Annotated in this window: 11 protein-coding genes; 6 read left to right on the top strand and 5 right to left on the bottom strand. The window is 67.8% G+C overall.

Features of this window, described 5'->3' with window-relative positions; translation table 11 throughout:
- Positions 1-196 precede the first annotated feature (196 nt).
- Positions 197-1,465 (top strand): ATP-dependent Clp protease ATP-binding subunit ClpX, encoded by a 1,269-nt coding sequence (gene clpX / locus ABD655_RS09885; RefSeq protein ID WP_344713606.1) that lies wholly within the window; start codon positions 197-199, stop codon positions 1,463-1,465.
- Positions 1,466-1,524: 59 nt separating this feature from the next.
- Positions 1,525-2,646, top strand: a complete 1,122-nt coding sequence (locus tag ABD655_RS09880; protein ID WP_344713605.1) for an epoxide hydrolase family protein — start codon at positions 1,525-1,527, stop codon at positions 2,644-2,646.
- Positions 2,647-2,651: 5 nt separating this feature from the next.
- On the opposite strand, the gene ABD655_RS09875 is transcribed toward ABD655_RS09880, so the two are convergent.
- The gene (locus ABD655_RS09875; RefSeq protein WP_344713604.1) at positions 2,652-4,703 is read right to left on the bottom strand and encodes a M3 family metallopeptidase; all 2,052 of its coding nucleotides are present in this window, start codon (positions 4,701-4,703) and stop codon (positions 2,652-2,654) included.
- A 105-nt stretch (positions 4,704-4,808) separates the two neighbouring features.
- Between ABD655_RS09875 and ABD655_RS09870 the strand changes: the two genes are divergently transcribed.
- Genes ABD655_RS09870 through ABD655_RS09860 form a run of 3 tightly spaced genes read left to right on the top strand, consistent with a single transcriptional unit; the run spans position 4,809 to position 7,035 of the window.
- Positions 4,809-5,435, top strand: a complete 627-nt coding sequence (locus ABD655_RS09870; protein WP_344713603.1) for an ArsR/SmtB family transcription factor — start codon at positions 4,809-4,811, stop codon at positions 5,433-5,435.
- A 2-nt stretch (positions 5,436-5,437) separates the two neighbouring features.
- On the top strand, positions 5,438-5,653 hold the full coding sequence (locus tag ABD655_RS09865; RefSeq protein WP_344713600.1) for a hypothetical protein: 216 nt from the start codon (positions 5,438-5,440) through the stop codon (positions 5,651-5,653).
- The gene (locus tag ABD655_RS09860) at positions 5,650-7,035 is read left to right on the top strand and encodes an MFS transporter (RefSeq protein ID WP_344713598.1); all 1,386 of its coding nucleotides are present in this window, start codon (positions 5,650-5,652) and stop codon (positions 7,033-7,035) included. The genes ABD655_RS09865 and ABD655_RS09860 overlap by 4 nt, the downstream gene beginning before the upstream one ends.
- 7 nt (positions 7,036-7,042) lie before the next feature.
- Here the strand turns inward: ABD655_RS09860 and ABD655_RS09855 are convergent, their stop codons facing one another.
- Entirely contained in the window at positions 7,043-7,291 is a 249-nt protein-coding gene (locus ABD655_RS09855; protein WP_344713596.1) for a hypothetical protein, read from the bottom strand.
- A 1-nt stretch (position 7,292) separates the two neighbouring features.
- The gene (gene valS, locus ABD655_RS09850) at positions 7,293-9,872 is read right to left on the bottom strand and encodes a valine--tRNA ligase (protein WP_344713594.1); all 2,580 of its coding nucleotides are present in this window, start codon (positions 9,870-9,872) and stop codon (positions 7,293-7,295) included.
- Positions 9,873-10,168: 296 nt separating this feature from the next.
- Here valS and ABD655_RS09845 point away from each other — a divergent pair, with 296 nt between their 5' ends.
- Positions 10,169-11,035, top strand: coding sequence for an endonuclease domain-containing protein (locus tag ABD655_RS09845; RefSeq protein WP_344713592.1), 867 nt, complete (start codon positions 10,169-10,171; stop codon positions 11,033-11,035).
- Between the two features lie 76 nt (positions 11,036-11,111).
- On the opposite strand, the gene ABD655_RS09840 is transcribed toward ABD655_RS09845, so the two are convergent.
- Both ABD655_RS09840 and ABD655_RS09835 read right to left on the bottom strand, forming a co-directional pair.
- The gene (locus ABD655_RS09840) at positions 11,112-11,768 is read right to left on the bottom strand and encodes a pentapeptide repeat-containing protein (RefSeq protein WP_344713590.1); all 657 of its coding nucleotides are present in this window, start codon (positions 11,766-11,768) and stop codon (positions 11,112-11,114) included.
- Between the two features lie 81 nt (positions 11,769-11,849).
- Entirely contained in the window at positions 11,850-13,187 is a 1,338-nt protein-coding gene (locus ABD655_RS09835; protein ID WP_344713588.1) for an MFS transporter, read from the bottom strand.
- Between the last annotated feature and the right edge of the window lie 77 nt (positions 13,188-13,264).

The following is a 13,264-nucleotide window of genomic DNA, read 5'->3' as shown; positions in this document are numbered from 1 at the left end:
CGCCTCTTCGCAGAGGCGGCGGGGCGTTCCGTGTCCGGGCGTTCCGCCGTGAGCAGAAACCCGGGCCACGGTTTCACAATGCGCGTCCCAATCCCTCCGCATGTCGACGCCAGCGGTTAGGCTCTGAGGACAGCCGGGGCAGGGATCCCGTCGCTATGGGGGCGACGCCCTCACCGCATGAAATGAGGAGAGCCTGATGGCGCGCATCGGTGAGAGTGCCGACCTTTTCAAGTGCTCCTTCTGCGGAAAGAGTCAGAAACAGGTCCAACAGCTGATCGCCGGGCCGGGTGTCTACATCTGCGACGAGTGCGTCGAGTTGTGCAACGAGATCATCGAAGAGCGCATGGCGGAATCCTCGACCGGCGTCGTCTCGGATTTCGACCTGCCCAAGCCGCGCGAGATCTTCGCCTTCCTCGAGGAGTACGTGGTCGGCCAGGTCGCTGCCAAGCGCGCGCTGTCGGTGGCCGTCTACAACCACTACAAGCGCATCCGCGCCCACGGCACCATCCAGAGCGCGGAGCAGCGCGCCGACGAGGTCGAGATCGCGAAGAGCAACATCCTCCTCATCGGACCGACGGGCTGCGGAAAGACCTACCTCGCCCAGACCCTCGCGAAGCGCCTGAACGTCCCGTTCGCCGTCGCGGACGCCACGGCGCTCACCGAAGCGGGATACGTCGGCGAGGACGTAGAGAACATCCTCCTCAAACTGATCCAGGCCGCGGACTTCGACACCAAGCGCGCAGAGACCGGCATCATCTACATCGATGAGGTCGACAAGATCGCGCGGAAGGCCGAGAACCCCTCGATCACCCGCGACGTCTCCGGCGAGGGCGTTCAGCAGGCGCTGCTGAAGATCCTCGAGGGCACGGTCGCATCGGTGCCGCCGCAGGGCGGGCGCAAGCACCCGCACCAGGAGTTCATCCAGATCGACACGACCAACGTGCTGTTCATCGTCGCCGGTGCGTTCGCCGGGCTGGAGGACATCATCTCCAGCCGCGTCGGCAAGCACGGCATCGGCTTCGGCGCTCCCTTGCACAACAAGGGCGACGATCTGAGCCTGTTCAGCGAAGTGCGACCCGAAGACCTGCACAAGTTCGGGCTCATCCCCGAGTTCATCGGACGACTTCCGGTCGTCGCATCGGTCACGCCGCTCGACCAGGTCGCTCTGATGGAGATTCTGACCGAGCCGAAGAACGCGCTCGTCAAGCAGTATCAGCGCATGTTCGAGATCGACGGCGTGGCGCTCGAATTCGAGACCGACGCGCTGGAGGCCATCGCCGATCTCGCCGTCGAGCGCAAGACCGGCGCCCGAGGACTGCGGGCGATTCTCGAAGACGTGCTCGGACCGATCATGTTCGACATCCCCTCGAACGACGACATCGAGAAGGTCGTGGTCACCCGTGAAGCGGTCCACACCGGCGCAGCACCGACCTTCGTCCGCCGACGGGCTCGCAAGAGCGCCTGAACCCCACTCGGCGGCAGCGAACCCGCCGTGGTGTCGGTGACAGCTCGTAGCGTTTCGCCATGACCTTCGTCAGGCCGTTCACGCTGTCCGTGCCGGATGCTGTCCTCGACGACCTGCGGGACCGGCTCGCGCGCAGTCGTCTGCTCGATGACTCGCCGCGCCGTCCACGCTCCGGGATGACCGCGGCCTACCATCGTCAGCTCGTGAAATCCTGGCGGGACTTCGACTGGCGCGCGCGGGAGCGATGGCTGGGACGGCATCCGCAATTCCTCGCCGACATCGAGGACACGACGATCCACTTCGCGCATCTCCGGGCATCCCGAGCCGATGCCCCGGCGCTGCTGGTCATGCACGGCTGGCCGCACACATTCGCGCTGCAACTGGATTTCGCCGATCTGCTGCCCGATTTCCACGTCGTCGTGGTCAGCCTTCCCGGCTTCGCCTTCTCCACGCCCTACGCCGAAGGCGCCGTCACGGAACGGCGCCTGGCGGTGACCCTGCACACGCTCATGACGGATGTTCTGGGCTATCGCCGCTACCTCACCTACGGGGAGGACGTGTCCGCCAACGTCAACGACCTGATCGCCGCGTCGCATCCGGACGCGGTCGCCGGGGTCCTCGTCACGCACGCGCACTTCCCGACCCCGGACGAGCGTCATCAGGTCACGTCGCTCGAAGAGCGCGCCTTCTTCGCACGGCTGGCCGCCTCGCATGAGAAGGACGGGGCATACGGTCACGTCCAGGCCACCCGCCCTGACACGCTGGCGGCGGCGCTGAATGATTCACCCGCCGGTCTGCTCGCGTGGCTGGCCGAGAAGCTCGTCGAGTGGAGCGACACGCCGCCGGGAGACCCCGCCGCAGTGGAAGCGCGTATCTCCCGGGAGCGGATACTGACCGAGGCGATGATCTACTGGGTGACGCAGAGCATCGGAAGCTCCTTTCGCCCGTACTACGAGGGCGCGGACACGCCGGGTCCGATTCCGCCGGTGCGAGTGCCGGCCGCGGTGTTCATCCAGCGGCACGAGTATGACTATCCCGAGTCGCTGGCGCGAGGTTTCTACCAGGATCTCCGCGTGTTCGAGCGCCTCGACGTGGGCGGTCATTTCGCTGTCGCCGAGGTCCCCGACGCGATGGCGGCGCGCACCCGCGCCTTCGCAGTCGCGCTCGGTCTGCTCTCCTGAGCGGCTCAGCCCGCGAGCCCGCGACGCTCCAGCAGCGGCTGGATCTCGGCATCCCGTCCGCGGAAGTCACGGTAGGCCTCCAGCGGATCCTTCGATCCACCGACGCCGAGCAGACGATCGCGGAACCGCTCGCCGTTGGCGCGCTGCAGCCCACCGTTATCGCGGAACCACTCCACCGTGTCGGCGTCCAGCACCTCGCTCCAGATGTACGAGTAGTAGCCCGCGCTGTAGCCGCCGGAGAAGACGTGGGCGAAGTACGTCGATGAATAGCGGGTGGGCACGACGGGGTTGTTCAGGCCGATGTCGGAGAGCGCGGCCGCTTCGAACGCTGCCACGTCCAGGTCGCCCGCCGCCGCCTCCGCATCCAACGAGTGCCACGCCTGATCGAGCCACGCGGCGGCAAGGTACTCACTCGTCGCGAATCCCTGGTTGAACGCCTCCGAAGCGCGCAGCTTCTCGACGACATCACGGGGGAGCGGCTCACCCGTCTCGACATGGCGAGCATAGGTGTCGAGGATCTCCGGCCAATAGATCCACATCTCGTTGACCTGGCTGGGAAACTCGACGAAATCGCGGAAGACGTTCGTACCCGCGAAGTGAGGGTACGTGACTGTCGCGAACAGGCCGTGCAGCGCGTGCCCGAACTCGTGGAACAGCGTGGTGACCTCATCCAGTGTGAGGAGCGTGGGGCGGCCGTCCGCCGGCTTGGGCACGTTCAGGTTGTTCACCACGATCGACTGTGTTCCGCGCAGACGCGACTGCAGCACGATCGAGTTCATCCAGGCGCCGCCGCGCTTGGTGTCGCGGGTATACAGGTCGAGAAGGAACAGCCCCAGAGTCGAGCCGTCGGCATCGCGCACCTCGAACACCCGCACATCCGGATGGTAGGCGGCCAGGTCGCCGCGCTCCTCGAACGTGATCCCGTAGAGCTCGGTCGCCGCGTGGAACACGCCGTCGCGCAGCACCCGCTCCGCCTCGAACCACGGACGCAGAGCCGAGCGATCCAGATCGTACTCGGCGGCGCGCACCCGCTCGGTGTAGAACGGCCAGTCGTGCGCCTCGAGGGGGAACGGCTCCGGCTCCGCGTCGATGATCGCCTGCAGCGCAGCCTGCTCGCGCGAAGCGTTCCGGGCCGCGGGCACCGCCAAGCGGCGCAGCAGGTCGTGGACCGCCTCGGGCGAGCCCGCCGTCTCGTCCGACGTGACGTAGGCCGCGTGCGAGTTGTATCCGAGCAGAGCCGCGCGCTCGGCGCGGAGCTTCACGATCTCGCGCAGCACAGGCCGATTGTCGTTCTGGCCGTCCCGGGATCCTCGCGCCCGGGAGGCATCGAGGATGCGCTTGCGGCTGGCGCGGTTCGTCATCGTCGACAGGTACGGATGCCCCGTGAACAGCGTCAGCGTCACCATCCATCTGCCCTCGAGCCCATGGTCGGCTGCCGCCTGGGCGGCAGCGGAGAGTTCGCCCTCGGCGAGGCCGTCGAGCTCTGCGACATCGTCGAAGATGACGGCAAGCTCGTTCGTGTCACGCAACAGGTTCTTCTCGAAGGTGTTCGTCAGGGTAGAGAGCCGCTGGTTCAGCGCGGTCAGTCGCTCCTTGGCCGCGTCGTCCAGCCCCGCGCCGGCGTGCGACATCTCACGGAAGTGGCGTTCCACCAGATAGCGCTGCTCGGCATCCAGACCGAGGTCCTCGCGCTGCTCATGAAGAGTCTTGATCCGCCGGTAGAGGTCCGCATCGAGCTGAATCGAGTCCTGGTGAGCGGACATCAACGGTGCGAGCGTCTCCTCGATCTGCTGGATCTCTGGAGTGGAGTCGGCCGAAGAGACGGTGTAGAAGGTGCGGGCGACCTCGCCCAGCAGCCGGCCGCTGGATTCGAGGGCGACCATCGTGTTCTCGAACGTCGGTCTCGCCCGCAGGCGGGTGATGGCGCTGATCTCGCCCCTTTGCGCGTCGAACGCCGCATGGAACGCCGGAAGGTAGTGCTGCGGGCGGATCGCTGCATAATCCGGCAGACCGTAGGGGAGTGGGCTCGCGGACAGCAGGGGGTTCTCGTTCGCCATGCGGCAAGCCTAGTCTCGCCTCCTGAGCCACCTCCGTTCGTTTGCAAACCATCAGTTGCAAAGAAACCCTTGCAAAGAGTGGTTTGCACCTCTATCGTGGAGCTCATGGAGAACACCACGGACACTCCGGATGCCGCGGCCCGCGTCGAGGAGCACCACTCGGGTGACCGCGTCCTGGACACGGGGGCGCTGCGTGCACTGGCGCACCCGTTGCGCGTCCGCATCTACGACATCCTCAGTCAGTACGGCCCGCAGACGGCGAGTTCGCTCGCTGAGAAGCTCGGCGAGTCCAGCGGCTCGACGAGCTATCACCTGCGGGCGCTTGCCAAGCAGGACCTCATCCAGGAGATCAGCGACCGGGGCACCGGCCGCGAACGCTGGTGGGAACGCCCCGCCGGCGGGGTCTCGTTCGCCAATCCCGACGCGATGAAGACGCCGGCGGGACGCGCGGCCACGCAGATCGTGATGAACGAGTTCTTCCAGAATCGTCACGACCAGCTCATGGCCTTCATTCACGGGGGACTCTCCGGCAGTGCAGAGCAGTGGCAGGACGGGAGCATGATCTCGACCGCCACCGCGCGACTCACACCGGAGCAGAGCAAGGAGCTCTCCGTGAAGATCATGGCGCTGATCGACGACGCCGTGGACAACTACCGCAATCAGACCGGCGAGGACGTCCGCCCCGTGACGATACGGGCCGACGTGTTCCCGCTTCCCGAACTGGGAGGTTGATCATGACCGCCATCTCCGCTCCGCGCACGCTCACCCGCGCGACGACCTTCGAGCGCGCTCTGCTGCGTGCGGCGTCCGCGCTCGACGGCTTCGTCGCGACTCGTCTCGAACGTCGGGGACGCGTGGCCTACAGGCGCGCCGCCGAAACTCAGGCGCGCGCTGCGCGTTTCCGCAGCAGCGCCCAGGCCTGTGGTGCGGTCGGGCTCCTTCCGCGATGACCGAGGCCGTCGACACGGACGCTGCGGATGACGCGGCCGGCGTGACGGGCCGCACGACTGGGACAACGGTCGCGGGGGCGGGCAAGGGGCCGCTCGGCCGCGACTTCGGAAAGCTCTGGACCGCTGCGGCCTTCAGCAATCTGGCCGACGGACTCGGGCGCACCGCTGTTCCGTTGATCGCCACGACGCTGACGCGCGATCCGCTCGCCATCGCGGTGATCGGCGCTGTGGCGTTCGTGCCCTGGCTGGTGTTCGGGCTGCCTGCGGGGATGATCGTCGACCGCTTCGACCGCCGCATCATCATGGCAGCGGCAAACGGCATCCGGGGGGTTGTCGCACTATGGCTGGCGATCCTCACCGCAACCGGGCAGATCAGCCTGTGGGCGCTCTTCCTCGGCACCCTGGTCTTCGGTCTCGGCGAGACGCTCTTCGACAACGCCACCAACGCCGTCATCCCCGGCGTGGTCCGGCGCGCGCATCTCGATCGGGCCAATGGTCGAATGCAGGCGGCCCAGGTCACGATCGACAGCTTCATCGCGACGCCCATCGCCGGCGTACTGTTCGCCGTCGCCCTCGCGCTGCCCCTCTGGGTCGGCACCGCGGGCTACGTCGTGCCGATCGCGCTGGCGCTCGTGCTGCCGCTGTCGGCGGCTCGTCCGCTTCGAGATCGCACGCTCGCGGATTCCGCGGCGGTGACCAATCCCGGCGCCCCGGACATCGATGTCGCCGGGCCGACCGCGGAGCCCATCGCCGCACCCCTCCCGCGGCCCACCGTGCCCGCACGGGAGGCGATCGCGTACCTCTGGGGCAACCACTATCTGCGTGCGATGGTCGTCTTCACCTCCCTCGTCGGCTGCGCATTCGCGTTCGCGCAGGCCGGGACGATCCTCTACTTCCTCGACGAGCAGGGCGTCGCACCCGCCGCCATCGGCTTCGTCACGGCCGGTATCGGCGTGGGCGCCCTGGTCGGCTCGCTCGCGGCACCGCACATCGTGGCGCGGCTCGGCCGTGGATGGGTCATGTTCGCGGCGAACTTCGTCGCGGCGCTGGCGATGCTGCTCACCGGCCTCGCGCCGGGCGTGGTCAGCGCGGTCCTCGCGTACGGATTGTTCGCCTTCGCCGTCTCCACATGGAACGTCCCGTGGGGAGCGCTGCGTCAGCAGATCGTTCCCGGGCACCTCTTCGGTCGTGTCCTGGGGATCATCAGAATGCTCACGTGGGGGCTCTTCCCCATCGCGACGCTTCTGGGCGGATGGGTTGCGCGCATCGACCTGCGACTGCCGTTCCTGCTCGCCTCGGGTGTCGTCGTGGTCGCGGCGCTCGTCGCCAGTCGACTTCTGGTCGTCGGGACGCGGCACGCCGGGGCCGAGGCGGAGGAGTGATCAGCGGTCAGGCGAAGTCGTCGTCCTCGTCGTGGCGGACGACGGCGTCGCCCTCCTCGTTCAGACTGACGATCACGCCGGTGTCCAACTCGGCGATCGGCTTGCCCTCGAGCCAGGTCAGCGTCCAGCGCGGTGCCGGCTGACCGAGCTGGTCGACCGGCATCGCGTTCTCCACGGCGTCGATCTGCGCGCGAAGCGACGCCGGAACCGACGCGGGCGGTTCGCTTCCCGCAGACCATCGTGTGCCCAGTTGCATGTCAGCCCTCCTGCTGCTCGAGTTCGATGCCGGACACGGCGATCGCCTCGGCATCCGTGTAAGTGATCTCCGCGATCCGTCCGACGGCCTTCAGGTCTCCCTCGGCCAGCCGGATCAGGGCGACGGACTCCGCGGGGGCGGCGATCGTCATGCGTGTCACTGCTGTCTTCTGTGAGGCCTTCGCTTCGGTCTTGGCCCGACGGATGCCGATCAGGGCGTCGCCGACCACCGTGAGCACGGCGGGGTCTCCGTCGATGCCGAGCGCCTCTGGCCACGGCGCGGTGTGCACCGAGCCGTCGTTGAACCACGACCACGCCTCTTCGGTGGCGAACGCCAGGACCGGCGCGAACAGCCGCAGCAGGGTCGACAGCGCGATCCGCAGCGCGAGCGCGGCCGAGGCCTGGCCGACGTCGGAACGGTCGTAGGCGCGCTCCTTGACGAGTTCGAGGTAGTCGTCGCAGAAGGTCCAGAAGAACGACTCGGTGATCTCGAGGGCGCGTGCGTGGTCGTAGGCGTCCAGAGCCTTCGTCGCGTCGCGGATCACACCGTCCAGCGTCGCGAGCATCGATGCGTCGAGCGCGTGCGTCACCTCAGCGCCCTCGGGCACCGGGAACGAGAGCACGAACTTCGCGGCGTTGAGGATCTTGATGGCCAGGCGACGCCCGATCTTGATCTGTGTCGGGTTCTGCGGATCGAAGGCGGCATCCGTGCCCAGGCGGCTCGACGCCGACCAGTAGCGGACGGCATCGGAGCCGTGCTGGTGCAGGATGTCGGCGGGCGTGACCACGTTGCCCTTGGACTTGGACATCTTCTTGCGGTCCGGGTCCACGATGAAGCCCGAGATCGCGGCATCCGTCCACGGAGCGCGGTCGTCCTCCAGCGCACTGCGCAGCATGGTGGAGAACAGCCAGGTACGGATGATGTCCTGCCCCTGCGGGCGCACATCGAACGGCGCGACGAGCGACCACAGCTCCTCATCGCGCTGCCATCCGCCGGCCAGCTGCGGGGTCAGCGACGACGTCGCCCAGGTGTCGAAGATGTCCCGTTCGCCGTCGAAGCCACCGGGCACCCCGCGCTGCGCTTCGGTGAAGCCGGCGGGCACATCGCTGGTCGGGTCGACCGGAAGCCGCTCGGCCGCCGGCGCCAGCACACGGCTGTAGTCCCGCTCGCCCTGCTCGTCCAGCGCGTACCAGACCGGAATCGGCACGCCGAAGAAGCGCTGTCGTGACACCAGCCAATCGCCGGTGAGTCCGTTCGTCCAGTTCTCGAAGCGCACGCGCATGAAGTCCGGGTGCCACGACATCTGCTGCCCGAGCTCGATGAGCTTGTCGCGCAGCACCTCGTCGCGGGCGCCGTTGCGCAGATACCACTGGCGGGTGGAGACGATCTCGAGGGGGCGGTCGCCCTTCTCGTAGAACTTGACGACGTGGGAGAACGGCTTGGGATCTCCGATGAGCTCCCCGGATTCGGACAGCAGCTCCGCCACCCGCTTCTTGGCGCTGAACACTGTCTTTCCGGCGAGCTCGGCGTACGCCGCCTTGCCCTTCTCGGTGACGATCACATCGGGCGCCTCAGCGAGTACCCGGCCGTCCTTGCCGAGGATGGTGCGGTTCGGGAGATCGAGTTCGCGCCACCACACGATGTCGGTCACATCGCCGAAGGTGCAGATCATCGCGATGCCCGACCCCTTGTCCTGCTGGGCAAGCGGGTGCGCGAGAACCGGCACCTCGACATCGAACAGGGGTGTGCGCACGGTGGAGCCGAACAGGGTCTGATAGCGCTCGTCGTCCGGGTGCGCCACCAGTGCCACGCAGGCCGGCAGCAGCTCAGGGCGAGTCGTCTCGATGAAGACGTCGCCGGAGCCGTCCGACTTGTGGAAGGCGAGTCGATGGTAGGCAGCGGGCTGCTCGCGGTCTTCGAGCTCGGCTTGTGCGATCGCGGAGCGGAAGTCGATGTCCCACAGGGTCGGGGCCATCGCCTGGAACGCTTCACCGCGCTCGAGGTTCCGCAGGAACGCCAGCTGCGAGACCCGGATCGTGTCGTCGCTGATCGTCCGGTAGGTCTGCGTCCAGTCGACGCTCAGCCCGAGCTGGCGGAAGAGCTCCTCGAAGGTGACCTCGTCCTGCGCGGTGAGGGTCTCGCACAGCTCGATGAAGTTGCGGCGGCTGATCGGCACCTGGTCCGCTGCGCGCGAGCTCTTGTTGTCACCGCCCTCGTACGGCGGAGTGAAGCCCGGGTCGTACGCGAGCGAAGGGTCGCAGCGCACTCCGTAGTAGTTCTGGACGCGCCGCTCGGTGGGCAGGCCGTTGTCGTCCCAGCCCATCGGGTAGAACACGGACTTGCCGCGCATGCGCTCGAAACGCACCTTGACGTCCGTGTGCGTGAACGAGAACACATGGCCGATGTGGAGACTGCCCGAGGCGGTCGGCGGGGGAGTGTCCACCGAGTACACGCCGGCGCGCCCACGTCGCACGGCTTCAGCCCGGTCGAACAGGTACGTGCCCTGGCCCTGCCATGCGGCATCCCATTTCGCTTCCAGACCTTCGAGGGCGGGCTTGTCCGGGATCTGCGCGTCGGCCATGAGGGTCTCCTTGGCGATATGTGCGGCACTGTGTGAGCGTGCCTGAGTGTGGGATGTCCGCCCATTCTAGCGTGGGCGTGCGCGTGCTCCCCGTGAGCGGAGCGTCACGGGCGTTCCCTGCCGAGGGGGTGGTGACTCGCGAGGGCGCCGAGGGCACTTTCGACCCTCAGCAGTGACCACACCCTCACGCCGCATCCGTTCCGCAGCGGCGGCCCGCCGTTGCTCCCCAACCGCGGGCACCGGTGACGAGTGCACGTGATCGAGACACGGTGCGTCCTCTACGCCGGAGCAGAACGATGCTGACGTTCATGGATGCTGTCGGATTCGTGCGCCGCCGCGGGAGACTGGCCCGATCGAGTGAGCTGCGCGACCAGGGAGCGACGAACAGGGAGCTGACGGATGCTGTCCGCACAGGTGCGCTGGTGCGCCCGAGACGCGGGTGGCTGGCACTTCCCGACGCGGATCCCGGCATGCTGGCGGCTGCGCGGGCGGGCGTCGTCCTGACCTGCGTCACGCAGGCCGCCAGGCTCGGGCTCTGGGTGCTCGCCGAGGACGGCGTGCACGTGGCCGCTCCGCCGCACTCGGGCGGCGTCCGGATCGCACGGCATGCGCGTTCGTCGAATGGCGACCCTCCCGCCACTGTTCACTGGACCGCACCGCTCGTGCCGCGGCATCCGGGCGCACTGGTCGACCCGATCGAGAACGTGCTGTACCTCGTGGCGATGTGTCAACCGTTCGAATCCGCCCTCGCGGTGTGGGAGTCGGCGATGCGCACGCAGCTCGTTTCGGCGCTCGGCCTTTCGCGGTTTGCCCTGCCCGAGCGTGCGCGGAGGGTGCTGGCCGCGGCCAACCCGTTCTCGGACTCAGGGCTCGAGTCCTTCGTCGTGCCCCGGCTGAGGTGGTTGCGGCTGCGGATCGTGCCGCAGACGTGGATCGCCGGTCACCGCGTCGATTTCCTCATCGGAGAGCGGCTCGTCCTGCAGATCGACGGTGGTCATCACGTCGGGCGGCAACGCGAAGAGGACATCGCTCACGATGCCCAGCTCATGCTCCTCGGGTATCACGTGATTCGCGTCGGCTACCGTCAGGTGGTCGATCGCTGGCACGAGGTGCAGGACGTGATCATGCGGGCGGTCGGGCAGGGACTGCATCTCGCCTCGTAGTCGCCGCGCGAAGGCGCTCTCCTGAGGGCCTGGGGTGACCACGACCTCAGGAACCGGCGGCGCAGCCCGCCGCGTGTCAGTCGAGGACCCGGATGCCGAGTGCCTCCGCGAGCGCGGGCGCGAGGTATGCGACCTGACGTGCGGAGAACGTGGCGCCGCGCAGCGAGGTGAGATCGAGGTAGGACACCGCGTCGAGTCCGCGCAGGTCGAGATCCCGCGCGCGCATCGCCCGCGTATCCACCTCGTCCGCGCGGGTGTCCGCGAAGGCTGCGCGCGAGACCTTGGCCTGCGGCATGTCCAGGGTGCCGAGCTCACAACCGGCGACCACCAGGTCGTGGACGCGAGCTCCGGCGAGCGACAGGTAGTCGATCCGCACATCGCGCAGCTCGAGTTCGTCGATCTCCGCGTCCGCCAGGTCGAGCGTCCCGATCCGGCCGGCGAGGATCCGAACCCGCCGCAATCGCGCTGACCGCGCAGAGAGCGCGGTGGCGCGGATGTTCCGGATCTCGACATCGATGAGCGTCGCGCCGGTCAGATCGAGACGATCGACGGATGCCGCGACCACCGCCGATTCCGCGATGTCGGTGTGCGCGGCATCCGTGATCGGCTCCAGCGCGGTCCACTGGACCTGCGACCACGAGCCACCGCGCACCGGACGACTGCCTTCCTCAAGGTGCGGAGGCAGATCGGGCGGCGACACGCGGGGAGGAGCGAGGACGGGCGGGCGGGGCATCACTCCACGCTACGCGGTGGCTGCGCACCACCCCGCGGAGCCCGGTGTGGCGACAGCGCCCGAGCCGGCGCGCGTACGCGCCTACACGAGCGCTGTCGCGGACTCCGGTTCGGTCGCAAGCTCGGGCTCCGGGCGACGGCGCGACGCGGCGATGGCGGCGACCAGCGTGATCACGGCCATGGGCGCCAGCACGACACCAGGGTGCCACCAGGCGAAGCCCGTCCCTTCGCCGATCGCAAGAGTCACCGCCGGTACGAAGCCACTGACCGTCGCCGCGATCGCGTACGAGATCGACAGCGCCGAGTACCGGAACCGATCGGGGAAGAGGTCGTTCATGAGGCCGCCGAGCGCGGCCCACGACATCGTCGGAAGGATTCCGCCCACGATCATCGTGGCCACGAGGATCGGGAACGTCGCGAACTGCAGCAGGAAGTACATCGGGAACGTGATCAGCAACGTGCCCAGCGCCCCCCACGCGACGACGCGGGCCGAACCGATCCGCGTCGCCCACGCACCGAACAGCGGGATGGTGATGAGCTGGAGCAGACCGCCGACCGTCGTCGCGACCAGCAGATCCTGGAAGCTGAATCCCAGCTCGGCGACGCCGTAGTTGATCGTGTAGGTGTTCATCAGCGAATACGAGCCGATGCCCAGCAGAGCGGCGCCGATCGCGATCGCCACCGCAGCGGGCTTCGCGGTGAACATCGTCACGAAGGGGACGCGCTCCCTGCGCTTCTCGGCGACGACCTCGCGGAAGACCGGCGTCTCGTCGATCGACCAGCGCAGATAGAGCGAGACCAGCAGCAGCGGGAAGGCGATCAGGAACGGGATGCGCCATCCCCACGCGGCCAGCTCCTCGGCGGGCAGCACGAGGGTCATCACGATGAACAGCGTGGCCGAGAGAATGGAACCGACCGGAGACCCGAGCTGCGGGATGGCGGCGTAGAACGCGCGCTTGAGCGGTCCGGAGTGTTCGGTGGCGAGCAGGATCGATCCACCCCACTCGCCGCCCAGCGAGAGTCCCTGTGCGATCCGGAGGATGACCAGCAGGATGGCGCCGAGCCATCCCGCCTGCGCGTACGTGGGCAACAGCCCGATGAGGCCGGTGGCGACGCCCATGATGCCGACGGTCCACAGCAACGTGGTGCGACGACCGAGCCGATCGCCCATATAGCCGAAGAGGACGGCGCCGATGGGGCGGACGATGAACGCCACGGCGACGGTCGAGAAGGCCAGCAGCTGTGCGCCGAACGGGCCGAGGGGCTCGAAGAACAGCGGGCCGATGAAGTACGCCGAGAAGTAGGCGAAGACGTAGAAGTCGAACGACTCGAGAGAGGTTCCGACCATGGATGCCCACGCGACGCGCCGCACAGGGGTGGCTGACGGGGACAGGGGCGAGGCGGTATGTGTGGTTGTCACAGCCAACCATCCTGCCACTGTTGAGCACTTACTGGATCGTGTACAGAAACATGCGTCAGACGTAGCGCCCTGCGGCT

This window comes from Microbacterium terregens (genome assembly GCF_039534975.1).
In the GTDB taxonomy this organism is placed as follows: Bacteria; Actinomycetota; Actinomycetes; order Actinomycetales; family Microbacteriaceae; genus Microbacterium; species Microbacterium terregens.
The sequence above is the reverse complement of the archived record's forward strand: the minus strand, read 5'-3'. Positions and strand labels throughout refer to the sequence as shown.

Bases quoted from the DNA above. Each gene is read 5' to 3' on its own strand.
- ABD655_RS09875 (WP_344713604.1), bottom strand. From the start codon at position 4,703: ATGGCGAACGAGAACCCCCTGCTGTCCGCGAGCCCACTCCCCTACGGT.
- ABD655_RS09840 (WP_344713590.1), bottom strand. From the start codon at position 11,768: ATGCCCCGCCCGCCCGTCCTCGCTCCTCCCCGCGTGTCGCCGCCCGAT.
- ABD655_RS09880 (WP_344713605.1), top strand. From the start codon at position 1,525: ATGACCTTCGTCAGGCCGTTCACGCTGTCCGTGCCGGATGCTGTCCTC.
- ABD655_RS09845 (WP_344713592.1), top strand. From the start codon at position 10,169: ATGCTGACGTTCATGGATGCTGTCGGATTCGTGCGCCGCCGCGGGAGA.
- ABD655_RS09860 (WP_344713598.1), top strand. From the start codon at position 5,650: ATGACCGAGGCCGTCGACACGGACGCTGCGGATGACGCGGCCGGCGTG.
- ABD655_RS09870 (WP_344713603.1), top strand. From the start codon at position 4,809: ATGGAGAACACCACGGACACTCCGGATGCCGCGGCCCGCGTCGAGGAG.
- ABD655_RS09855 (WP_344713596.1), bottom strand. From the start codon at position 7,291: ATGCAACTGGGCACACGATGGTCTGCGGGAAGCGAACCGCCCGCGTCG.
- ABD655_RS09865 (WP_344713600.1), top strand. From the start codon at position 5,438: ATGACCGCCATCTCCGCTCCGCGCACGCTCACCCGCGCGACGACCTTC.
- valS (WP_344713594.1), bottom strand. From the start codon at position 9,872: ATGGCCGACGCGCAGATCCCGGACAAGCCCGCCCTCGAAGGTCTGGAA.
- clpX (WP_344713606.1), top strand. From the start codon at position 197: ATGGCGCGCATCGGTGAGAGTGCCGACCTTTTCAAGTGCTCCTTCTGC.